Consider the following 23,301-nt stretch of genomic DNA (forward strand, 5'->3'; position numbering starts at 1 on the left):
CCTCCGTGTTTCCGGGCGAACAAGCCACCCGCGATTCTTTGTCACGCGCAGGAGATCGCCCCGGCCCGGAAGAGTCACGCAGGTCAGGCCTTATCACGCGGGTGCTATCCGGTTCCGCGAAAACTGTCATACCCGAGGCGGATGACGGCAATCTTCTTGATCTACGCGGCGCAGTCCGGATACCTTTTTCCGGGGCAGGAAAGGAGCGGCCATGCACCAGCCGGTCATCGCCGTGACGGACCTCGCGAAACAGTACGGCGAAGTCACCGCGCTCGCCGGGATCAGCCTCACCGTCGCTCGCGGCGCGGTGCTGGCGGTCCTCGGCCACAACGGCGCCGGGAAGACCACCTTGATCGACATCCTCAGCACGCGCGTCCGGCCGAGTGCGGGCACCGCCCGCGTCTGCGGTTACGACGTCGTGCAGCGCGGCCGGGCGGTCCGGCGGCGGATCGGGGTGACCGGGCAGTTCGCCGCGGTCGACGACGCCCTGTCCGGCCGCGGGAACCTCGTGCTGATCGCCCGGCTGCTGGGCGCGAGACCGCGACAGGCGCTCGCCCGGGCCACCGAACTGATCGCGGCCTTCGGTCTCGAAGAGGCGGCCGACCGCCCGGCCGGGACGTACTCCGGCGGGATGCGCCGGCGGCTGGACCTGGCCGCGGGCCTGGTCGGCGCGCCGCAGGTGCTCTTCCTCGACGAGCCGACCACCGGCCTCGACCCGGTCAGCCGGGCCGGGTTGTGGACGATCGTCGAGGGCCTCGCGGCGCGCGGCACCACCGTCGTGCTCACCACGCAGTACCTCGAGGAAGCGGACCGGCTGGCCGATCACGTCGTCGTCCTCGGCCTCGGGCACATCACCGTGTCGGGGACGCCGGCGCAGCTGAAGGCCCGGCTCGGCACCCGGACGGCGACCCTCACGTTCGGCACCGAACTGGCGTTGCGCCGCGCGGCGGACGCGTTGTCGCGACTGGGTTTCGCGGCCGGGCGCACCGGGTTGGTGCTCACCGTGCCGTTGTCCGGCCCGGGTGACATCCCGGTGGTGGTGCGCGCGCTCGACGCGGCGGGCGCACCGCTGCGGGACCTGACGGTGACCGAGCCGACGCTCGACGACGTCTACCTTTCACTGCACCGGACGGCGGCGTCATGACCCAGTTTCGGATGACACAGAGCCGGCACCGCGCGGCCGTCGCCGCGCTCGGCGACCCCGCGGCCTGGCCGGAATCCGGCTTCTGGACACAGGTCCGTGTGCTGACGGCCCGTTCGCTGCGGACGGCGTTCGGCGACCGCCGGCTGGTCTTCTTCGGCCTGCTGCAGCCGGTGGTGCTGCTGCTGTTGTTCAGCCAGGTGTTCAGCGGCGTCGGCGCGCTGCCGGGCGTCGCGGCGTACCAGGGTTACGTGAACTTCCTGGTGCCGGCGACGCTGGTCAACATCGCCATGACGACGGCGATGAGCTCGGGCGCGGGCCTGCTGGCGGAGATCTACGGCGGCTTCACCGGACGGCTGCGCTGCCTGCCGATCTCGCTGTTTTCGGTCCTGGTGGCCCGTACCCTGGCGGATTCCGCGCGGCTGGGTGTCCAGTTGCTGGTGACAGCCCTGGCCAGCGTGGTCTTCCTGGGCTTCCGCCCGGCGGGCGGGGTGCTCGGCCTGGGCTTGGCCCTGGTGCTGACGCTGGTCGTCGGCTGGTGCCTGAGCTGGGTGTTCGTGGCGATCACGACGTGGCTGCGCAAGGCGGAGACGCTTCAGGCGGCGTCGTTCGTGGTGATGTTCCCGCTGATGTTCTCGTCCAGCGCGTACATGCCCCTGGACACGATGCCGGCGTGGGTCCGCGCGGTTTCGGCGGTCAACCCGCTGACCTACGCGATCGACGCCACCCGCGCGCTGGCCCTGGCCCGCCCGCTCGGCTGGTCCCTCCCGGTGGCGCTGCTGATCGCGGCGGTGGCCGCGGTGGCGGGCGCCACCCTGGCCGCCCGCACCTTCCGCAGCCGCACCTAACCCAGCGACTCCAGCCGCGTCGCGACCTCTTCCGCCCCACCCGCCGCTTCGAACGATTCGCGGATCTTCTCCGCACCGGGGCGGTACTGCCCGGCCGATTCGATCGCCTCGCGGATGTCGCCCGCCTTCGCTCGGTCGAACCGCAGCCGCACCCCCGCCGAGGCCGCGACCACCTGCTGGGCCAGCATCGACTGGTCGTCGCGAATGGGGGCGACGACCAGCGGCACCCCGGCCGCCAAGGCTTCGCACACCGTGTTGTGGCCGCCGTGGCAGACCACCACCGAGGCGCGGGCGAACACCGCCACCTGCGGGATGCGCCGCGCCAGCAGCACGCTTTCGCTCACCAGCTCGCCCGTGGGGTCCACCACCAGCCCCTGCACGGACGGCATCCCGGCCAGCGCGTCGACGCTCTCGGCCAGGAACCGCACCCCGGCCGCCGCATTCGACGTTCCCAGCGTCACCACGACCAGCGGGCGTCCGTCCACACCGGACCACTCGCCCGGGCCGGCCGGCAGGACCGGCCCGACGTAGGACACCGGAACCGCCGGCCGGCCGGCCCCGGCCAGGGCGCGGGTCGTGAACGCCAGCACCAGATGAGGGGAAAACCGCAGGTCGCCGAACAGCACGCCGTGCCGGGCGCACAGGCCCGCTTGGAGGTCGCCGACCCAGGACGCGATCTTCGGCAACGCCGCCAGCGGGTCGGCCAGCTCGGTGGACGTCGACGCCGACGTCGCCCACGGCAGCCCGCACCGCGCGGCCACCAGCGCCCCCGCCATCGCCTGCTGGTCGACGACCACGACGTCCGGCTCGAAAGCCGCCACGGCGGCCGCCACCCCCGGCGCCATCGCGTCGGCCAGCGGCACCAGGTACGACTCCCACAGGTACTTCAACGCGGCGAACCCGCGCAGCCCCGGCGGCCGCAGCTCCGGCGCGAACGGGACCGAATCCCCCGCCGGGAACACCCGGCCGTCGACCAAAGTGGACAGTTCCGGCTCCGGGCCGCACCAGGTCACCTCGTGGCCCCGCGAAGAAAGCACCGAAGCCACCCCGCGCAGCGGCGCCACGTGCCCGGCCAGCGGCGGCACGACCAGCAGGAACCTCACGCCGCGTGCCGTTCGATCCACTTCAGCACCAGCTCGCGCACCTCGCGGTGCTGCTCCACCAGCACCGAATGGCCCTGCCCCTCGAACACGTGCAGCTCGCCGTGCGGCAGCACCGACGTCAGCGCCTCGAGGTCGTCGGCCTGGTAGCCGTGACTGCCCAAAATGGACAGCACGGGACAGCCGATCGCCGCCACCTGCTCCCAGGTGAGCAACGGCCCGAGCGGCACCTCCTCGGCCATCTTCGTCGACGTGATCCGCTCGGCCGCCATCCGCGCGAGCCGCCGGTGGTGGGCGCTGAAGTTCGCTTCGATCCAGTCGAAGCTCTCCTCGACCTGCAGGAACCGCACGGTGTGCGCGAGGATCGCGCTCATCTTCTCCGCCCAGACCTCGGTCGCGGGCTCGGATTCGATGCACACGATGCTGCGGACGCGGTCCGGGCGGGCGACGGCGTAGCTGTAGGCCAGCGTGCCACCGAAGCTGTTGCCCACCAGGTGCACCGGCCGGTCGACGCCGAGCTGCCGCAGCAGGTCGTCGAGGTCGGCGACGAAGTCGCCGAGGGTGTACCCGCGCTCCGGCCGCTCGGTCTTGCCGTGCCCGCGCAGGTCGTAGCTGATCACGTCGATGCCGGCGGCCGCCACCGGCGGCGCCAGGGTGAGGTAGAAGCTCGCCAGGCTGTCGGTGCCCATGCCGTGCAGGAACACCACCGTCTCGGTGCCGCCGGCGGGCACGAGCTGCACGTTCGTGCGCAGCCCGTTGACGGTCATCGTGGGCATGTGCGCTCCCCCACGAACCGGGCGATGTCGCCGACGGTCAGCCCGATGACGTCGTCGAGGTCCTGCTCCGCCAGGTACTCGGCGAGGTTGACGTCCGCCCCGAAGTGCTCGGCGAGGATGCTCGCGAAGGTCACCAGGTCGATGCTCTCCAGCTGCAGGTCCTCGTGGAACGTCGTGTCCGGGGTGATCTCGATGCCCAGCACCTCGGCGTCGCCGACGAGCTCGGCGAGCAGCTCGGCGACGACGTCGAAGGTGGCGGACGCGTGGTCGATGGTCATGGCGTACTCCTGTGGTGTGCGATGGCGGTGTCCCCTCTCAGCTCGACCGTGACGGCGAAGCGCGGCAGGTCCCGGTGCCGGCCGGACACCGTGCCGTCGTCGTGGACGCGGATCTCCGCCGGGTAGACGGGTTCGCCGAGCCGGGCCCGGACGGCGTCCTTCACGGCGATCCGCCTCAGCAGCCAGCCGCGCTGCTGACGCGGCGGCACGGCGGCGAACTCCGCGCGTTCGGCCGCGCCGAGGTAGATCCCGGCGTAGATGTCCCGCGCGGCGACCGTCGGCCAGCGGTCGGTGACGGCGACCGAGCCGTCGTCCCGAACGTCCCCCAGCAGGTGCTCCGCCGGGAACGCGTAGACGCGGTGGGCCGCGCGGTCGCAGGGGAACCGGACGTCCCGCCAGCCTTCGATGCGGGCCAGCACCCGGCCGTCCCGCACCAGCTCCGCGTCCATTTCGAGGACGTCGGGCCGCGGTAGCCGGACCCGCACCTGGCAGGTGACGCGCGTGCCCGGCGCCGGTTCCGGGCCGTACCAGGTCAGCCGGCCGATCGAGCGCGGGAAGGCGAGCAGGTCGTCGGACCGGGTCGCCATCAGCCAGCAGCCGAGCAGCTGGCCGACGTTGTCGAGCAGCCCGCCCGGTGCTTCGGGGACGACCAGTTCGCCGCGGATGTGCTGCTCGCCGAGGCCGGTCAGCCGGGCCAGGCCCTGGTAGGCCGGGCCGTGGAACATCTCGCGCCGCGCGTAGACCTCGGCCGCGCTCAGCGGCGGCGCGGTCTCCGGCCCGGGCACCGCAGTCCGCGCCGGTGGCGGCCCGAACGCCCCCAGCTCGACGGTCATCAGCGCGTACGGTCCGATCTCGACGGTCACGTGGTCGTCGTCGCGGCTCATCGACAGCGGCACCCGCTGCGCCGGGGCCGCGATCAGCCAGCGCGAGAACACGGCGTCCCGCACCGCGACCGCCGTCGTGCCCGGCCAGGTGCGTTCGACGGCCCGGCAGGCGAGGTCCACCAGGGTCGTCGCGGGCACCACCGGCCGGAAGTCGGTTTCGTCGGGCCAGCCGTCGCGCTGCCGGAAGAACCGGTGGTCACGCAGGTACGGCATCGCCGCCAGCGATACGTCCACAGTGGACTCGACGCGGCGGTGGGCGGCCGCGACGACGTCCGCCGCGGCCTGGCGGGTTTCGGTGAGCAACGCGGTGAACTCGGCGACGATCGCGTCCGGTGTCCCGGCGGGCAGTTCCGGCAGTGCGCGGTCGTCGAGCAGGCCGCGGGCCGATTCCCCCAGCGACAGCAGGGAGTTCCCGGTGGCGAGCCGGATCCGCCGTGGTTCGAGCGCGGCGAAGTCCGGGCTGCCGCCTTCGACCCACAACGCGGTCGCGGCGCGGCGCAGCTGCGCGAGCCCCGGCCGGCCGCCGGACGCGGCCGCGACGACCAGGTGCCGCCGCTCGCCGAGCGTGTCGGTGACGAACGAGCCGAGCTGGCCGGCGCCGACCTGCACGAACACCCGGAACCCGGCATCGTGCAGGGCCTCGGTCAGCGCCCGGAACCGGACCGGGCGCAGCAGGTGGTCCAGGTAGAGCCGGCGGACGTCGTCCGGAGCCGCCGGGTACGGCCGCGCGGTCGTCGCCGACCACACCGGCAGCGCCGGTTCGCGCAGGTCCAGGTCCGCGACGAGCCGCTCGAAGGGCGCGAGGTGCGGTTCCATCAGCGGGGTGTGGAAGCCGGAGCGGAACGGCAGCGTCGTGGCCACGATCCCGGCACCACGGCAGGTTGCGGCGAACTCCGCGACGGCGTCCGGTGGGCCGCACACGATCGTCTGCCGGGCCGCGTTCTCGTGGGAGACGACGAGGTCGCCGGGCAGCAGCTCGGTCACCCGCGCCGCCGGAGCACCCAGCACGAGGTAGTCCGCTTCCGGCAGCGCGAAGCCGTCCGGCCAGTACCGCGCCAACGCCTCCGGCGCCGCGGTGTACATCCCGGCGGCCCGCATCGCGGTCCACTCCCCGACGCTGTGGCCGGCGAGCGCGTCCGGCCGGATCGCCAGCCGCCCCAGCACCTCGCCGAGCAGCAGCCCGGCCGCCGACACGCTCGCCGCCCGCTCGAGCACGTTCGCCGTCGACCACGGTGGACGGTCGAGCCCGAAGTGCCCGGCGACGTCGTCGAGCCGCGGTGCGGCGCCGGCTTCCAGTCCCGGGTGGACGAACACGGTCTTCCCGTCCGGCAGGAGCGGGTCGACGCTGCACCAGACGTCGCCGGCACCGTGCCACGGCCGGCCTCCGGCCGCCACCTTGGCGAGCACCCGGCGGGCCGCGGCCCGCTTCCGCTCGTCCGGGCCGACGATCCCGATCCGGCACGGACCGTCGCCGGTGCCGGGCCGGTCGAGCTGGTCCAGCAGTTCCGCCGGCGTGCGCGCGGCCAGGCGCAGCACGCGTTCCGGCTCGTCGACGCGCACGCGCCGCTTCGGTGCCGAGTCACCGGCCTCGAGCACGACGTGGGCGTTCACCCCGCCGAAGCCGAACGCGTTGACCGCGGCCACGCGGGGCAGCGCGCCCCACGGCTCGGCCTCGGCCAGCACCCGGAAGCGCGTCTTGTCGAGCAGCGGGTTCGGGTCGGCGCAGTGCAACGTCGGCGGCAGGACGCCGTGGTGCAGCGCGAGAGCCACCTTGATCAGCCCGGCGACGCCGGCGGTCGGCAGGGTGTGCCCGATCATCGACTTGACCGAGCCGATCACCGCGCGCGGCCCGTCCGCCGGGCCGAAGACGTCGGCGACGGTGGTCAGCTCGGCGGCGTCCCCGGCGGGCGTGGCGGTGCCGTGGGCCTCCAGCAGGCCGATTTCCGCGGGGTCGTGACCCGCCCAGGCCCGGCGCAGGGCGAGGGTCTGCCCGGCGACGGACGGGCTGAGCAGGCTCGCTCCGCGCCCGTCACTCGACGTGCCGCTGCCGCGGATCACGGCGTACACGCGGTCGCCGTCGCGGCGGGCGTCGGCGAGCCGCTTGAGCACGACGATCGCGGTGCCCTCGCCGATGAGCATGCCGTCGGCGGCGCGGGACAGCGGGCTGATCCGCTGGCTCGGCGACAGCGCGCCGAGCTGGGTGAACAGCGACCACAGCGTGTCGTCCTGCGTCTGGTGGGCGCCACCGGCGAGGACGGCGTCGCAGCGGCCGCGGGTCAGCTCGCCGATCGCCTGGTCGACGGCGACCAGCGAAGACGCGCAGGCGGCGTCCACCGTGTACGCCGGGCCGCCGAGGTCGAGCCGGTTCGCTACGCGGGCCGCGGCAAGGTTCGGCACCAGCCCGGCGGCGGTCTCCGGCCGGAACTCGCCGAGCGGTGCCAGCAGCGCCGTCCGCAGCCGTTCGAGCACGGCCGGGCCGGCCGACGGCAGCAGCTCGCCGACCGTGCGGGTGATCTGCCGGACGGTGCGGACCCGCTGGTCGAAGCCCTGCAGCCCGGGCGAGAGGTACCCGCCGCGGCCGAGCACGACGCCGATCCGCTCGGGGTCGCCGAGCCGGCCGAGGCCACCGGCGTCGGCGACCGCGCCGACGGCGACCGCCAGCGCCGTCAGCTGGTCCGGTTCGGTGCCCTCGAGGGAGGTCGGCGGGACGCCGTGGGCGACCGGGTCGAACTCCAGGGTGTCCGGGGTGAAGCCGCCGCGGCGGCCGTGGGTGCGGTCCGGTGCGGTGCCGTCCCGGCCGTGGAAGCCGGTGTCCCGGCGGTGCGGCGGCACTTCGGTGACGGCGTCGGCGCCGTCCACCAGGTTCCGCCAGTACTGGTCCACTGTGGACGCGCTGGGCAGGAACACGCCCATGCCGACGATCGCGGCCGGCTCCTGGCTCACCACAACGACGCCGTGTACAGCACCGAACGGTCCGTGCCGTAGGTGAGTTCGCGCAGCAGGGCCGCGGTGGCCTCGGCCGGGTCGAGCAGGGCGACGGCACGGCGTTCGTACTCGCGGGCCAGCTCCGGCGACACCATGCCGCCGTGGTCGCCGGCCGGCGCCCACGGTCCCCAGTGGACGGTCACCGCCCGGCCCGGCCAGGTCGTCCCGAGGGTCTCGAGCGCGTCGTTGGCGGCGGCGTAGTCGGTCTGGCCGCGGTTGCCGAGCACCGCGGCGATGCTGCCGAAGAAGGCGACGAACCGCGGTTCGCTGCCCGCCAACGCACCGAGGAGGGCTCTCGCACCCTCCACCTTGGTCTCGACGACGGTCCGGAACGACTGCTCGTCCTTGTCCGCCATCAGCTTGTCGTCGAGGACGCCGGCGGCGAAGACGACGCCGTCGAGCCGGCCGTCGAAGCCCTTGATCAGCTGGTGGACCGCATCCGCGTCGCGTACGTCGAGCGGGTGGTAGGCCGGCTCACCGCCGGCGGCGCGGATCTGGTCGAGGGTCCGGCCGATCTCGCGCTGGGCCAGCACCGTCCGCACCCGGCGTTCGATGTCGGCCACCGCGCCGCCACGGCCGGCGAGCACCGCCCGCATCGCGGCGGGATCGGCAGGCAGGTCGTCGGGTTCGCCGGGCCACGGCGTGCGCCCGGCGAGTTCGATCCGGGCGCCGGAGGCGGCGAACGCGACCGCCGCATGGGCGGTGATCCCGCGGGCCCCGCCGATCAGCAGCACCACCGACTCCGGGCCGAGCCCGAGCGCGGCCAGCTCACCGCCGCCCGGACCGGCACCGGCGTAGGCGATCGACGGCAGATCGGCCGGCCGCGGCTCGATGGTGAAGCGGCCACCCTCGTCGTGCCCGACCACGGACGGCCCGGCGCTGAGGGCTTCGTCGACCAGCACCTTGGCGACGTCCTGGGTGACCTCGACGAGCCGCGTCACGCCGTCGCGCTCCAGCGCGGCCGACCGCACCAGGCCCCGGAGCCCGGGCACGGTGTCCGGCTCCGCCGCCACGAGGACGGTCCCCCGCAGCGCTTTGAGCCGGGTGAACACCTCCGTGAGGTCGCGGGCGAACAGGACGGTGATGTCCGCGTCCCCGGTGACGACCTTTGCCCCGGCGGCGGCGAAGGCGGCGCACACGGCGTCGTCCGGCGCGGCCACGGACTTCCCGCGCAGCCGCGTGGGATCCGGGTCGAGCGGCACCGGTACCCGCTCGAGCCGGTACCGGGTGGGTACTTCCGCGGCCGGCGTGGGGTTCAGCCAGCTTTCGAGGTGCGCGGTGAGGGAGTTCGCCGTCCGGTCGCGGCTGAGCTGGTCGGTGCGGTCGTCGGCCGGGAGCCCCAGCCGAGCCAGCAGCGTGCCCGCGATCTCCGTGCGCTTGATCGAGTCGATCGACAGGTCGGCTTCGAGGTCGAGGTCCCCGGCGATCATCTCGGCCGGGTAGCCGGTGCGCTCGCTGATCACGCCGATCACCGTGCCGAGGACGTCGGCCGGGCTTTCGGCCACCGGTTCGGGTTCCGGCTGTGGCTGTGGTTCTTCGAGCAGTACCGGAACCGGGGCGGGCGCTTGCCCAGGTGCGCGGCCGAGGTAGCCGAGCATGACCTCCCGCTGGGCGGCGACGAGCTCGCGGGTGGTGCGCAGGAAGTCCACGATCGCCTGGTCACGGCCGGGCGCGGGCTGGGTCATGGCGGTACTCCGGATTCGTCGGGCCGGGGGCAGGGCGGGCGTGTCGGAGCCGGGCGCGCGGACGGACCGCCCGTCGACGGCCCAGGCGGTCGGCGCCGGTTCGGGCGGCTTCGGCCGGGCCAGCCGTCCGGTCCGGACGTCGACGCCGGCTTCGGCGAGGTGCCGCAGCGCGGTCAGGAACCCGGGGAGGTCGGGCCCGCAGGCGACGACGGTGTGCGGCCGGTCGCCGAGGATGTCCGTCACCAGCCGCGACAAGACCCGGCCGGGTCCGGCTTCGACGAAAGTGCGCGCCCCGGCCGCGTACATGGCCTCGATCTGGTCGAGAAACCGCACCGGGGCACCGATTTGCGCGGCCAGTTCATCGCGGACGTCGTCTTGGTACGGCTTCGCGGTCCGGTTGGCCCACACGGGCTTTCGCGGCGTGGTCACTGTTTCGCGGGCGAGTTCCCGGGCGAAGACCTCCCCCGCGCCGGCGACGAGCGGGCTGTGAAAGGCACAGGCGACGGGGATCCGCTGGGCGGTGATGCCGGTTTCCCGGAGCCGCCGGATGGCGCGTTCGACCGCGGGCACGGGCCCGGAGACGACGACCTGCTCGGGAGCGTTGTGGTTGGCGACGACGACATCGGGGCCGATGAGCGTGGCGGTGAGAAAGTCCCGCTTCGCTTTGACGGCCGCCATTGTCCCGGGCCGGGCGACCTGGGCGATGGCCTGTGCGCGGGCCCGGCTGAGGCGCACGAGGGTCTCGGTGTCGAAGGCACCGGCGACGGAGAGGGCGACGAGTTCGCCATAGCTGTGCCCGGCCAGGAAGTCGGGGCGGACGTTGAGCTCGGCCAGCAGCTTCGCGACGGCGATTTCGACCAGCCCGAGCGCGGGCTGGGCCACGCGGGTGTCGGTGAGGGCGGTTTCTTGCGCCTCGACGGCCTCGGCGGTGAAGGCTTTCGGCGGGAAAGCCGTGGCGGCGATGTCGGGCGCGAGGCGGAGGACTTCGGCGAGTCCGGGAAAGTGCACGAAGAGCTCGGCGAGCATGCCGGTGCGCTGGCTGCCCTGACCGGGGAAGAGGAAGGCGATCTTGCCGGGATCGGCTGCGGGCTTCCCCTTCTCCGCCGTCGCGTGTTCGAGCCCGGCCAAGGCCTGCTCCGCCTCCGGTGCCCAGTCGCGCAGACCGTGCCCGCGGTCCGGGGCCACCGGCGCCGCGCCCAGGACCGCGTGGAAGTTCGTCCCGCCGAAGCCGAACGCGCTCACCCCCGCCAGCCGGGCCGGGTTCGCCCACGGCCGCGCCGCCGTCGTGAACGTGAACGGGCTCGCCGCCGCGTCCCAAGCGTCGTTCGGCCTGCTCAAGTGCAGTGTCGGCGGCACCACCTCGTGCCACAGCGCCAGCGCCGCCTTGATCAGCCCCGCCAGTCCCGCCGCGCACTTCGTGTGGCCGATCTGGCTCTTCACCGATCCGAGCACACACGAACCCGCCTCGGCGCCGGCCTCGGTGAAGAAGCCGGTCAGCGTCCGCAGCTCCGTTGCGTCGCCCACCACCGTTCCCGTGCCGTGGGCCTCGACCAGCCCGACGTCCACCGGGGACACTCCCGCGTCCCGGTAGGCGCGCTCCAGCGCGCGGCGCTGGCCTTCCGGGCGGGGCGCCGTCAAGCCGAGCGCCTTGCCGTCGCTGGCCGCGCCGACCCCCTTGACCACCGCGTAGATCCGGTCGCCGTCGCGCTCGGCGTCGGAGAGGCGCTTGAGCACCAGGCACGCCACCCCTTCGCCCAGCGCGATGCCGTCGGCCGCCGCGTCGAACGGGCGGCAGCGGCCCGTCGGGGACAGCGCTCCCGCCGACGTGAACATCAGGTAGTCGTGGATCCCGTTGTGCAGGTCGACCGCGCCGCACAGGACCAGCGAGCTCGTTCCCGCCCGCAGCTCCTTCGCCGCGAGGTCGAGCGCGGCCAGCGACGAACCGCACGCGGCGTCCACCGTGTAGTTCGCGCCGCCGAGGTCGAGCCGGTTCGCGACCCGCCCGGAAATGACGTTGGCCAGTGTGCCCGGGAAGGTGTCCTCGGTCGGCTCGGGCAGCTGGGCGAGCAGTTCGGGCGGCACTTCGTCGAGGTAGCCGTCGAGCAGGGACCGCAGCGTGCCCGCGTTCGCCAGGTCGCCGCCCGCCTCCGCACCGAACACGACGCTCGTGTGCTCGCGGTCGAAGTCCCGGTTCGCGTACCCGGCGTCGGCGAGGGCGCGCCGCGCGGTTTCCAGGGACACCAGCTGCGCCGGGTCGATGCTGCCCATCGCCGACGGCGGGATACCGTACGCCAGCGGGTCGACGTCCAGCGCGGGCAGGAAGCCGCCCCACTTCGACGTCGACTGTCCGAAGTAGACGTCCGGGTCCCAGCGGTCGCGGGGGACTTCGGTGACGGCGTCTTCGCCCCGGAGGATGTTCGACCAGAACGCCGGCAGGTCGCGCGCCCCGGGGAACGTGCAGGCCATGCCGATGATCGCGATGTCGCCGGAGTCCGTCACCGGCGCCTCGGGGCGGCCGAACGTCTTCCCGGCGGTCACCTCGCGGTGCAGCTCGGCGATCGTCGTCCGGCGGTCCCGCAGGACGGCCACCTCGCCCGCCATGAACATCCCCTCGGCCAGCTGGGTGGCGGCGTCCAGCGCCTCGCCGTCACGGCGGACGCCCTTGCTGGCGACGCGCAGCCGTCCGGTGTTCAGCTCCTCCAGCCGCTGCCACGCTTCGGGCGTGTCACCCAGACCGGCTTTGACCTGCTCGAATTCCGCCGTGTACGGGCTCGGCAGGCACCGCGTGCGGTGGCCCGGCGCGGTCTCCAGCGTCACGGTGGTGTCCGCGGCGAGCGCGCGTTCCTGGAACAGCCCGGTGATCGCGCCGTGCGTCACGGCTTCTTCGGTGAAGAGGTACGCGGTGCCCATCAGGACGCCGGCGGCGTCGAGCGGCGCGGCCATCGCGGCGACCATGGCCGCCGAGCGGGCGTCGTGGATGCCGCCCGCGAAGAGCACCTCGACGTCCTTCGCGCCGTCGAGGACGGCCAGTTGTTCCTCCCACAGCTCGAAACTCGGCCGCGGGCCGACGTGTCCGCCGCACTCGGCTCCCTCGAAGACGAATCGCCGGACCCCGGCGTCGAGGTACTGGCGGAGCAGGACCGGCGAGGGCACGTGCAGGAACGTCGCGATGCCGTCGGCCTCCAGCGCTTTGGCCTGGCCCGGTTTCCCGCCGGCGACCAGCACGCACCGCGGCCGTGCCGCCCGGATCGCGGCGAGCTGGGCGACGCGCAGGTCGTCCGGCACGAAGCCGAGGATGCCCGCGCCCCACGGCCGGTCACCCAGGCGGGCGGCGGTCCGGGCGAGCAGCTCGGTGGTGCGCGCCCCGTTCGCCGTGGCCACCGCGACGAACGGGAATCCGCCCGCGTCGGCGACCGCGGCCGCGAAGCCCGGCTGGTCGCTCACCCGCGTCATCGGGCCCTGGACGACCGGCAGCGCAGTGCCCAGCGTCCGGCACAGCCGGGTGCCGAGCCCAGCCTCGGGCATCTTCGCGCCCACGATCCGGCTTACGTCCACAGTGGACTTGACGAGGACGCCCGCCGCGCCGCCGGCGAGCGCGCCCACCGCCGTCCGCGGCCCGGCCACGCTGCCCCAGACCGGGACGTCGAAGGTGGCCAGGAGCTGTTGCAGCAGAACGAAGTCGCTCAACGCACCACCACGGGCGACGAGTCCTCGCGCGCCACCGCGAACGGCCTCGGCCGCCGTCGCGACGTCCGCGACTTCGGCGAGTGACCCGGTCCACGGCGCTCGCGTACGGACAGCGAAGGCCGCGCCTTCGGGCAGCGGGCCGTCCGTCCGCACGGCGTACGGCACCCGGACCCGGGCCGCGACCAGCCGCAAGTCTTCCGGGGCAGCGCCGTCGAGGACGCCGAGGCCGCCGTTTCGCGCGACCGCGGCGACCACGCCGGGATCGCCGACCCCCAGGCACCGGAGCCGGCGAGCGTGCGACGGCGGGACGAGCTCGGCCATCGGCGGACCTCCTGTGCGCGGGCTGTGGCGATCTTCAGGAATAACGCACGAGGCACCGGAAACGCAATAGTCATGCTAACGTGCAAAACTGTGGAACAACGCACGATCATGGCCCTGACCAGGACTTTTATCACCCGCATCGCAACCGCCGAATATATTTCCCGCACACAAGTGACAATTCGAAGCTGAAATATCTGGAGCCCGCGTGGAACTGACTGGACGCGTGGTCGCGCTGACCGGCGCGGCACACGGAATCGGGGCCGCGATGGCCCGCCGCTTCGCCGCGGAAGGCGCGGCCGGGGTGGTCGTGTCCGACGTGGACGCCGCGGGCGCCGCCCGGGTGGCGGCGGAGATCGCGGCGGCGGGCGGGCGGGCCGTCGCGGTGGCCGCCGACGCGACGTCCAAAAAGGACCTGAAAGCTCTGGTCGCGACGGCTCGCGCCGAGTTCGGCCCGGTCGACCTGTTCTGCGCCAACGCGGGTGCCGCGTTCGGCACCGGCGTGCACGCGGCCGACGAACAGTGGCAGAAGTCCTGGGAGATCAACGTCATGCAGCACGTCCACGCCGCGCAGGTCGTGCTGCCCGCGATGCTGGCCCGCGGCGACGGCTACCTGCTGATCACGGCGTCGGGCGCCGGCCTGCTCGGCATCCCGGGCGACGCGCCGTACTCGGTCACCAAGCACGCGGCGGTGGGCCTCGCCGAGTGGCTGGCGATCACCTACCGGCCACGCGGGGTGCGGGTCAGCGCGCTGTGCCCGCTCGGCGTCCGGACGGCGCTGCTGGAACCCGGGATCGCCGCCGGCCACCCGGCCGCGCTGGCCATCGCCGCGGCGGCGCCGCTCCTCGACCCCGAGGACGTCGCCGAAGCCGTCGTGCGCGGGCTCGGCGAAGAGGAATTCCTGATCCTGCCGCACGAATCGGTGCGGGAGTCCTTCGCCCGCAAGGCCGGCGCGGTCGACGCGTGGATCGACGAGATGGCCGTGGGAGGCTGAAGTGGAGTACCGCAGGGTCGGCGCGAGCGGGCTCGCCGTCAGCGAGATCGCCTACGGCAACTGGCTGACGCACGGCGCACCCGGCTGCGTCGCCGCGGCGCTGGACGCCGGCGTCACGACGTTCCACACCGCGGCGGCGTGGGACGGCGGCGGCGCGGAGGCGGCGTTCGGCGCGGCGTTCGCCGGCGTGCGCCGCGACGACCTCGTCCTGTGCACCGGCGTGTTCTGGCCGGAAGGGCCGGGCCCGAACGACGCGGGGTTGAGCCGCAAGCACGTGATCGCGTCCCTGGAAGGCTCGCTGCGGCGGCTGCGCACCGACTACGTCGACGTCTACCAGCTGCTGCGCTTCGACTACCGCACCCCGGTCGCGGAGACGTTCCTCGCGCTCTCGGACCTGGTGCGCCAGGGGAAGATCCGGTACGCCGGGACGTCGGAGTGGACGGCCGAACAGCTGCTGCAGGCCCACGAGGCCGCCGCGCGGTACGACGTGCCGCTGATCGCCAACCAGCCGCACTACTCGATGCTGTGGCGGGTGCCCGAGGCGCAGGTGATGCCGGTGGGCGCGCGGATCGGCGTCGGGCAGTTCGCCTCGGTGCCGCTCGCCCAGGGCGTGCTGACCGGCAAGTACCGGGACGGCCGGATCCCGGCGGGTTCGCGCGCGGCCGGGCCGTCGCACACCCGGCCGTTGCTCATGCCGGAGCTGCTGGAGCGGGTGGAGCTGCTGCGTGGCGTCGCGGACGACGCCGGCCTGACGATGGCCCAGCTCGCGCTGGCGTGGACGTTGCAGCACGAGACGGTCGCCTCGGCGGTGACCGGCGCGAGCACGCCGGAGCAGGTCACGGAGAACGCCAAGGCCGCCGGCGTCCGGCTCGACCTCGACGTGCTGACCCGGATCGACCAGCTGCTCGGCAGCTTCGTCCAGACCGACCCGCGGCTGGTGTGGTCACCGCCGGCCCAGTTGCCCTAGCCGGTCTTACCCGGCGCCGAGGCAGACGAACGGGCGGCGGAACGGGTCGACGGCGATCGCGTCGGCCAGCGCGAGCGCCGGGCTGTCCCGGACGGCCAGCGCCCGGTAGTAGTCGTCCATCGCGGCGGCCGAGGCGAGGTCGCCGACGCGCGAGAGCGGCGCGATCACCGTCCGGGAGCCGCTGGCCAGCAGCGCGCTGGCGAAGCCGAGGGCTTCGTCGCCGGGCCGGATCCGGTTCATCGCGAGCTCGCACGCGGCGAACACCACCTGCCGCGGCGGTTGCCGCAGCCCGGCCATCTCGTGGCCGAACAGGGCGCCGTCGGCGAGTTCGAGCCGGGAGAACAACGCGTTTTCCGGCTCGTGCGCGCCGTGCGCGGCGAAGTGCGCGAGCTTGGCGCCGTCCATCGCGCGCAGCACGGACTTCACGGTGGCCTTGGCACCGGTCATGGTCGTCGCGGTCCGGTAGTGCGTGGTGAGCTTCTCGAGCTCACCGCGGGCGCCGGCCAGCCCGGGCCCGCGGACGAGCACGATCTTGCGCGCCCGCGACGACTTCGTCAGCTCGGCGGCGAGCCAGGCGGTCGCCGACGGCGCGACGACGGTGGGCCGCCCCCGCAGGCCGGGCAGCACGCCCCACGGAACGGCGTAGAGGGGCCCGGTCGGGACGATGACCAGGTCGCGATCGCCGATGAGGTCGGCGAGGGGCTGGATGAGCTGGACGTCGAGCTTGTCGGCCTGCTTGTGCGCCGAGGTCATGACGACCTCGGCCAGCCGTTCGGGCAGGTTGTCGGGAGCGAGGGCATCGAGGTCGACGTTCAGCACGCGCGCGGACTCGGCGGCGGCCCCGGCGGACCCGAGCCGCACGAGCCGGCAGTCACCCCCGGCCACGACGACGGCGACCAGCTCGTCCCCGGAAGCGGCGAAGCTGACCATGGCCCGCTCACCGAGCCGCGCCACGACCTCGGCGAGCCCGGCAACGGGCCGCGGCCGGCCCCACCGCCCGGTGTGCCAGCCGAGCCGCTGGGCTTCCCGCAGCCGTTCGTTGTACTTCGCCCGCAGGCCGGCGATGGGGTGCCCGTCGTGCTGGGCCTCCTGGATGGCCTGCCCGAGCCCTCGCACCTCGGCCACGCGCGCGGCCAGTTCGGGATCGGTCCCGGCGGAGAGGGGTTCGTAGCGGTAGGTCTGGGCCCGGGTCCGTTCGAGCCAGACGAACAGCCGCCGGGCATCGTGGCGCTCGAGCACCAGCTTGACGGCGAGATCGGCGAGTTCCTGCCCGTGCAGAGCGGTCCCGGAGACGAGGTCCAGCCCACCCATCCGATCCCGGACGGCGTCCAGTTCGGTGAGCCCCGACCGGATCTCGGTGAGCGCCTTGACCCGGTCGCCCTGGGCCACGGCGAGTTCGGCCCGGCAGAGCCGCCGGAGCATCCGGTAGTCGATGGGGGTCAGCTGGCCGGGGCGCGGGACCTTTTGCAGGGTTTCGACGGCCCGCTTGAGGTTGCCGCGCCGGATGTCCAGCCGCACGGCGAGCATCCGCGCGGTGGCGGCCTGCTCGGCCAGGCGGGGAAGCTGCATCTTGTCCGCGGTCCGCAGGGCCCGCACCGGCAGCGCGGAGGGCGGCGTCCCCTTCGCCACCGCCTCGCGCACGTCGGCGTGCAAGCCGAGGACGGTCGCGTTGGCCACACAGGTCTGGCAGCCCACGCGCAGCAGGAGCCGGCGAGCGGAAGCGGCCGTCTGCCGGGCGAATTCGATGTCGTCGTTCAGCAGGGCGGCCGAAGCACGCAGCAGCTCCGCGTTGCCGAGGTGGTTGGCGATGCTGGGTTCTGCGCTCATCCGGGCGATCAGGTCGTCGAGGTGGCTTCCCGCCTCGTCGGCCAGCCCGGCGGTCAGCAGGGCTTGGGCCTGTTCCATCGAAAGGAGGGCGGGCGCCTCGAGGTCCAGCGCGCGATACACCCGCTCGCTCTCCTCGTACAGCCGCAGAGCCTCCGGCACATCGCCGGTCCGCAGCGACAAGGTCCCGAGGATGCGCCGGACATCGGCGGCCTCTCCCCGTAATTCGTATTTTTCCGAAAGCTCCAGCGCCCGGTTCAAGTCCGCGCGGGCCTGGCTCACGTTGCCGAGCTTGGTGTGCACCCAGCCGCGCGAGTAGAGCGTGACGACGAAGCCGCGCATCTCCGGCGCCGGATCACCCCTCCGGGCGAGCAGGAACTCCTTGTGCTCGAGCGAGGCGTCGAAGGAGGCGAGACTCTCCTCGTTGCGCCCGACGGTCATGAGGCGCATGGCGTAGTTGTGGTTCAACCCGCCGTTCAGCTCGGCGCGCAGAACCGGGTCGGCCACGGCGTTGATGAGCAGCCGCACGTCGTCCAGGCCGGCCAGACCGGCCGCGACATCTCCCGTGATCTCCGACGACATCCCGGCCAGGGTGCTGGCCACCTTGATCCGCGTGACCAGCCAGTCGGTGCGGTGCTCGTCGGCGACCGGGTGGATCGAGTCCAGCAGGCTCATGCCCCGCCGCAGGTGCTTGACCCCCTGGTGGAAACGCCCGAGACACGACGCATCGGCGGCGGCTTGCTGAAGGGCGCGGACCGACTCGATGACTTCCGGGGGGTCCAGGTTCGTCACAGGCACCCTCTTATGACAGCACAGCCGATGGCAGAAAGAAGCCCGCCTACCGGTCAAAGATCAGCAGGCGGGCGTTGAACACGCGGGTTGCTCTCAGGCCGTGACCTTCTGGTAGCAACCACCCACGCACTCGGTGTGGACCGGGTGCTCGGTGTGGATCTTGCCGTCCGAGTCGGTCCACTGGACCGTGGGCCCGGTCGGTTCGACCGGCTCCGGAGCTTCCTCGGGCTTGACATCCGTGGGCGTCGACATGGTCGATCTCCTCTCCCCTGGGGATCTTCATAGGGACGCTGCCGTGACGGTGAGTCCCCCTGTCGCGAGGCCCTCTCCCCGCGAACGGCCCAATAGTTTCACATCGGAGCAATGATCGGGAGAGTTTTCGCTACGGAAAGTCAGTCCATGGTGCGTGAGCAGGCTAGATGTCTCGATCGGAACGTCCTAAAGAGTGAAGTCTGTAACGACATCCACTACGGACGTGCATTCCCGCGCCTGGGGGCACCTCGCCCGGACCGCCCGCAGGTACGTGTTGCTCCGGATGCGGAACGTGACAATCGGCCGGAGGTCCGGACCGGAGTGTCCAGTGTGGACGGCTGGGCCGTCGGGCGCGCGCGGACCGGGCGGACGGTTTCCGGCGTGGCTCCGCCCGGGACGGCGAACCGGCGGCGGTTGTAGCCGGACGCAAGGCCGGTGGGTGGTCGGCGAAGGCCGGTGAGCCGACCCCCGCCGCCATGGCCGAACGCGCGCGGACGCAGGAGCGGCTCCGGCCCGCTGATCGCCACCGCGTACATGCCGGCCAGGGCGCGCACCGACGCCACGCCGCCCACCGAAGCCGGGCTCAGCTGCCGGACCAGCCTGCTGTTCGGCAGCTCCCGAAGCTCGGGCGCCGCCGGTCAGCGCGCCGATCGCCAGCGCGTGGTCCCCGGACGCGGTGCCCCGCCGCTGCGAGACGAGCAGCTCCCGCACAGTGCTCCCGCTCTTGCCTGCGGCGCCGAACTCCGGCCAGTCGTGGGCGACCCGCTGCTCGAGGTCGAGCACGCCGTCCTGGGCGAGCAGCGCGGTCACCAGGTGCGCGGGCCCCTGGTCGAGGAGACCACGCCGGTCAGTGAGATTCCGGCGAAGCCGAGCCGGTCCACAGGTCGGCGACCCGTTCCCCTCGACGCGCGCGACGAGCTTGGTGGCGTCGTCGGCGCCAGGGAACAACCCACGCGATGCCGAGGCATTCGGGTAACGCGCGACCGCCCTGTGGAGATGTTCCCGGCATGGGGGGACCAGAGCTCGAAGCGGGGGAAACCACCACCACGACCCAGCCCGGCCGCGGCCTGGGGATCGCGTCGGTCGCCGTCAGCGCGTCCGGCCTGACGCTCGCGGTCGCGACCTGGGCGGCCTGGCTGATCGTCCGGCCGGGGATCGTGTCCGCGTGGGTGTTCTCCTGGATCACGCAGGCGTTCGTGCTGGTCCTCGGCGCGCTGTGGTTCGCGCTGCTGCCGATCAGCGTGCTGGCACTGGTCTTCGGCGTCTGCGCCGGCGCACGCACCCAGCCGGGTTACGCCCGGATCGGCGCCACCCTGGCCGTCGTCACCGCGCTGCTCGCGCTTTCCGGAGCCGCGGTGTTCGCGACGACGTCGTGGCGGCACATCGGCCCGCCGATCGCCTACTTCGACACGGGACCCTCCGGACCGCGGTAGAGAACCCGCCGCGCGGGTACCAGTCCGATCATGAAGCTGACCTCCACCGTGCTCGGCACCCCGGAACCCCGTGCGCTCGCCGAGTTCTATTCGAAGCTCCTCGGCTGGCCCATCCGCACCGACGAACCGGAATGGGTGACCCTGCGCCCGGACGACGGCAGCGCGGGGCTGTCGTTCCAGCTGGAGACCGGGCACGTCCCGCCGGTGTGGCCGCCGGCCGACGGTGCGCAGCAGATGCAGCTGCATCTCGACATCGAGGTCGACGACCTCCAGGAGGCGACGGCGGCGGCGACCGCGGCCGGCGCGGTGGTCGCCGAGTTCCAGCCGCAGGACGACGTCCGGGTCTGCTTCGATCCGGCCGGGCACCCGTTCTGCCTCTGGACCCGCACGGGGTGACGCCCCGCGTTCGAGCGGTCACAGGATCCGCTATGTTCGGCTGCGGTCCTGTTCCCGGCGAACGGAGTTGAGTCCTGTGGGGGTGCACCGGATCTGGCACCACGGACTGGTCCCCACCGAGGGGAAACGCCCCCTGGACGCCTTGCGCAGCAGGCTGATCAGCCGCCAGCGGCAGCAGGACGACTACACGGTGACCGATCTCGGCTCGTCCGACGACGGTGGCTCGCGCCGGTGCGACCTGAAGTTCGCGTACGAGGGCAGCGAAGGCCGCTACTCCGTTCAGGTATTGCTTTCGCTGTGCTACCGCGCCGGCGAAGACCGGGTGACGTGGCTGCTGACCGCGGCCTGCACGCGGCCGTGGCGCAGCTGCCACGACGCGCCGGCCCACCGGATCGGGCTGGAGGAGCTGGGCGCCAGCGGCAGCGACGAGATCCCGATCGAAACGCCGGTGCTGGCGATGCGCGGCTGGTCGCGCAAGGAATGCGACCACCTGGCCGACCTGCTGGGTGAGGCACTGGCGGCGCCATGGCGCTCTTCGGCGGTGCTGGTGCTCACCGAGCCGCCGACGGTGCCGGTCGAGGGCTGGCCGGGCCTGGTCAACGTCTTCGATGTCGACGACCGCTTCCGCCACACCCTCAACCGGCACCTGCCGCTCGGGTGCGCGCTGCCGCAGGGCGCGCGGCTGTACGTGCCGCCGTGCGACCAGCTGCCGGATTTCGTCGTCAGTGAAAGCCCGGTGTCCGGCGAAGCGCTGCAGGGCGCGATCACCCGGCTCATCCAGACCCGCGGCCGGACGCCCCTGCCCGAGGAGTGGGCGGACGTGCCGAGCGTGCGGGCTTGGTACGAGGCCGATCCGTTCGCCTCGCCGGAGCGCGAGCCCGACGCCGAGCTGCTCGAGAAGCTCGGCCGCGCCGAGCGGGAACTGGCCGAGGCGCGGGGCGTGATCACCATCCTGCGGAAGAAGGCCAAAGCCCGCGCCGAGGAACGGGACCGGCACGCCTGTGAGGTGAAGACGCTCCGCCGCCGCCTCGAGGAAGCGTGCGCGACCGACGTCGCCTGCCTGCGCGACCAGCTCGCGCAGCTGCAGGCGGAGGTGGACGACTACGCGCGGGCGTTCGAGGAGACGGAGGCCGAGCGCGACGAGCTCAGGCGCGTCAACGGGCTGCTGGCGGGCCGGCTCGCCCGCCACCACGACGCCGACGACGAGGTCGCCGCCGCCGAGCGGCCGCCGGAGGAGTTCCCCAGTTTCGCCGAGCTGATCGGCGCCGCGTCGGCCTCGCTCAAGCACCTCGCGATCACGGCCGAACCGGCCCCGGCCGCGATCCTCGACCACCACCCCAAAGCCGCCGCCTGGCGCCGCAAGGCGTGGGACGCGCTCCGCACCCTCGACGCCTACGCGGGCGCGCGGACGTCCTTGCTCGACGCGGGCCAGGACCCGGGCCCCGAGCTGTCGGACGTGCTCGCGTTCGCCCGCACCGGCCAGCCGGGTTCGCTGATCAGCGCGAACATCATCGCCTTGGCCGAGTCGGACACGGTGACCACGAACGAGCGGCTCCGCCAGGCCCGCACGTTTCGCGTCGATCCCCGGACGAACCCGACGGGCCGCGACTACTTCGGCGCCCACATCGCCTTGGAGCGCTTCAAGTCGCCGGCACCGCGGCTGCACTTCCTCGACGACACCGACCGCACCGGCACGGTGTATGTCGGATACCTGGGCGCCCACCTGCCGACGTCGAAGACCAACTGAGCCAGAATCGCGCGCATGACGGAGATCGCGCACAAGCACCTGGCCTACTGCTGGATCGCCCGCGGCGACCGGGTGCTGTTCCTCCGCCGCGCGCCCGGCGTGTTCCTCGCGGGCCGCTGGGAACTGCCCGGCGGCACGGCCGAGCCAGGCGAGCACTTCGAGGACACCGCGGCGCGCGAAGCGGCGGAGGAGACCGGGTTGACGGTTCGCGTCACCGGTGAGCTGGCGCGGGACGCGTGGCCGGACGTGGCGGGACGGGCGTTGCGCATCCACGCTTTCGTTTACACGGTGGAGGAAGCGGGAGCCGGCGACGTCGTGCTCAACCCTGAGGAGCACGACGACTTCGCGTGGCTGACGCGGGCGGAGGCCCGGGAACTGCTGCTGCCGGACCACTTCCGGCGGCTGCTCGATCGGTAGGGTTTTTCCTTGGCGCAGCACCGGATCGCGGTGCTGCGGAGGTCTTCGGGTGGTGGTCATGTCTTCGACGGTACGCGAACAAATGTGCGAACGTCATCGCTGGAACGGGTGAACTCCGGCGGGCGTTCGAGCGGCGAATTCGCTTGTGGCACAACGGAAATCCACCTAGGGAGCCCCCGAATTCCACACTACCGGAAGGGACCGACAAAACTAGTGCCGTATCAAGCAACGTCGACGCGGTAACCGTGTCGCGTGGACGTCCGGGCCGGTCACCGCGAGGCTGCCTGTTGGAGGTGAGCCATGGCGCGTCGACCCGAGGTGTTCGCGCGGTCGTTGGAGCCCGAGGAAGCGCAACGGCTGGTCAAGATCACGAGGTCGACCCGGGATCGGATGCGGTTGCGGCGGTCCGGGATCGTGCGGGCCTCGGCGCAGGGCCGGTCCGCGGGTGAGATCGCGGTGATGTTCGCGGCGACGGAGGGGTATGTGCGCGAGGCGATCCACGCGTTCAACGAGTCCCGGGTTCGCGGCGTTGTCCCCAAAGGAGCGGCGGCCGACCGGCTAAGTTCGGGCCGGCCGCCCGGGATCAGATCTGCCGCATCGCCGCCTGCAAACCGACTGAGCTGGGCTTGCCGGTCAGACGGCAGCGACTATCCCGACCACGACGCCCAGGAGCCAGCGATCGCCGGCTACCTGCGCTGGCGCAACCGCCACCCCAAACGCCGCTTCGCCGTCAACTCCAAGCTCCGCCGCCCGGATTACCTACCCAACGTTGTTTGA

The 23,301-nt window shown here is 73.0% G+C and carries 16 protein-coding genes; 9 read left to right on the forward strand and 7 right to left on the reverse strand.

What is annotated here, in order from left to right:
• Positions 1-211: 211 nt before the first annotated feature.
• On the forward strand, positions 212-1,144 hold the full coding sequence (locus tag AB0F52_RS32035; protein ID WP_360179199.1) for an ATP-binding cassette domain-containing protein: 933 nt from the start codon (positions 212-214) through the stop codon (positions 1,142-1,144).
• 11 nt (positions 1,145-1,155) lie between these two features.
• The gene (locus AB0F52_RS32040; protein ID WP_360179201.1) at positions 1,156-1,989 is read left to right on the forward strand and encodes an ABC transporter permease; all 834 of its coding nucleotides are present in this window, start codon (positions 1,156-1,158) and stop codon (positions 1,987-1,989) included.
• Here the strand turns inward: AB0F52_RS32040 and AB0F52_RS32045 are convergent.
• The 5 genes from AB0F52_RS32045 to AB0F52_RS32065 are packed head-to-tail and all read right to left on the reverse strand — an operon-like array spanning position 1,986 to position 13,705.
• Positions 1,986-3,092 (reverse strand): nucleotide disphospho-sugar-binding domain-containing protein, encoded by a 1,107-nt coding sequence (locus AB0F52_RS32045; protein WP_360179203.1) that lies wholly within the window; start codon positions 3,090-3,092, stop codon positions 1,986-1,988. The genes AB0F52_RS32040 and AB0F52_RS32045 overlap by 4 nt on opposite strands.
• Positions 3,089-3,865, reverse strand: a complete 777-nt coding sequence (locus tag AB0F52_RS32050; protein WP_360179205.1) for an alpha/beta hydrolase — start codon at positions 3,863-3,865, stop codon at positions 3,089-3,091. The genes AB0F52_RS32045 and AB0F52_RS32050 overlap by 4 nt, the downstream gene beginning before the upstream one ends.
• Entirely contained in the window at positions 3,853-4,143 is a 291-nt protein-coding gene (locus AB0F52_RS32055; protein ID WP_103338423.1) for a phosphopantetheine-binding protein, read from the reverse strand. Before AB0F52_RS32055 ends, AB0F52_RS32050 begins: the two co-directional genes overlap by 13 nt.
• Positions 4,140-7,970 carry a type I polyketide synthase gene (locus AB0F52_RS32060; protein WP_360179207.1) on the reverse strand — a complete coding sequence of 1,277 codons (3,831 nt, stop codon included), beginning with the start codon at positions 7,968-7,970 and terminating at the stop codon, positions 4,140-4,142. Before AB0F52_RS32060 ends, AB0F52_RS32055 begins: the two co-directional genes overlap by 4 nt.
• Positions 7,967-13,705 carry a beta-ketoacyl synthase N-terminal-like domain-containing protein gene (locus AB0F52_RS32065; RefSeq protein WP_360179209.1) on the reverse strand — a complete coding sequence of 1,913 codons (5,739 nt, stop codon included), beginning with the start codon at positions 13,703-13,705 and terminating at the stop codon, positions 7,967-7,969. The genes AB0F52_RS32060 and AB0F52_RS32065 overlap by 4 nt, the downstream gene beginning before the upstream one ends.
• A 205-nt stretch (positions 13,706-13,910) precedes the next feature.
• Between AB0F52_RS32065 and AB0F52_RS32070 the strand changes: the two genes are divergently transcribed.
• Positions 13,911-14,696 (forward strand): SDR family oxidoreductase, encoded by a 786-nt coding sequence (locus tag AB0F52_RS32070; protein ID WP_360179211.1) that lies wholly within the window; start codon positions 13,911-13,913, stop codon positions 14,694-14,696.
• Between the two features lies 1 nt (position 14,697).
• Positions 14,698-15,663, forward strand: coding sequence for an aldo/keto reductase (locus AB0F52_RS32075; RefSeq protein WP_360179213.1), 966 nt, complete (start codon positions 14,698-14,700; stop codon positions 15,661-15,663).
• Positions 15,664-15,669: 6 nt separating this feature from the next.
• Here the strand turns inward: AB0F52_RS32075 and AB0F52_RS32080 are convergent, their stop codons facing one another.
• Both AB0F52_RS32080 and AB0F52_RS32085 read right to left on the reverse strand, forming a co-directional pair.
• Positions 15,670-18,279: a CHAT domain-containing tetratricopeptide repeat protein gene (locus AB0F52_RS32080; RefSeq protein ID WP_360179215.1), complete on the reverse strand. Its 2,610-nt coding sequence runs from the start codon at positions 18,277-18,279 to the stop codon at positions 15,670-15,672.
• Positions 18,280-18,372: 93 nt separating this feature from the next.
• Positions 18,373-18,531, reverse strand: coding sequence for a hypothetical protein (locus tag AB0F52_RS32085; RefSeq protein ID WP_199191289.1), 159 nt, complete (start codon positions 18,529-18,531; stop codon positions 18,373-18,375).
• Between the two features lie 1,007 nt (positions 18,532-19,538).
• Here AB0F52_RS32085 and AB0F52_RS32090 point away from each other — a divergent pair.
• The 5 genes from AB0F52_RS32090 (at position 19,539) to AB0F52_RS32110 (ending at position 23,301) form a co-directional block, all read left to right on the forward strand.
• Positions 19,539-19,964: a hypothetical protein gene (locus AB0F52_RS32090; protein ID WP_360179217.1), complete on the forward strand. Its 426-nt coding sequence runs from the start codon at positions 19,539-19,541 to the stop codon at positions 19,962-19,964.
• Between the two features lie 30 nt (positions 19,965-19,994).
• Positions 19,995-20,360 carry a VOC family protein gene (locus AB0F52_RS32095; protein WP_360179219.1) on the forward strand — a complete coding sequence of 122 codons (366 nt, stop codon included), beginning with the start codon at positions 19,995-19,997 and terminating at the stop codon, positions 20,358-20,360.
• A gap of 76 nt (positions 20,361-20,436) precedes the next feature.
• Positions 20,437-22,107, forward strand: a complete 1,671-nt coding sequence (locus tag AB0F52_RS32100; RefSeq protein WP_360179221.1) for a hypothetical protein — start codon at positions 20,437-20,439, stop codon at positions 22,105-22,107.
• Positions 22,108-22,122: 15 nt separating this feature from the next.
• Positions 22,123-22,524, forward strand: coding sequence for an NUDIX hydrolase (locus AB0F52_RS32105; RefSeq protein WP_360179223.1), 402 nt, complete (start codon positions 22,123-22,125; stop codon positions 22,522-22,524).
• Positions 22,525-22,824: 300 nt separating this feature from the next.
• Positions 22,825-23,301, forward strand: a complete 477-nt coding sequence (locus tag AB0F52_RS32110) for a hypothetical protein (RefSeq protein WP_360179225.1) — start codon at positions 22,825-22,827, stop codon at positions 23,299-23,301.

This window comes from Amycolatopsis sp. NPDC024027, assembly GCF_040638975.1.
Taxonomy (GTDB): domain Bacteria; phylum Actinomycetota; class Actinomycetes; order Mycobacteriales; family Pseudonocardiaceae; genus Amycolatopsis.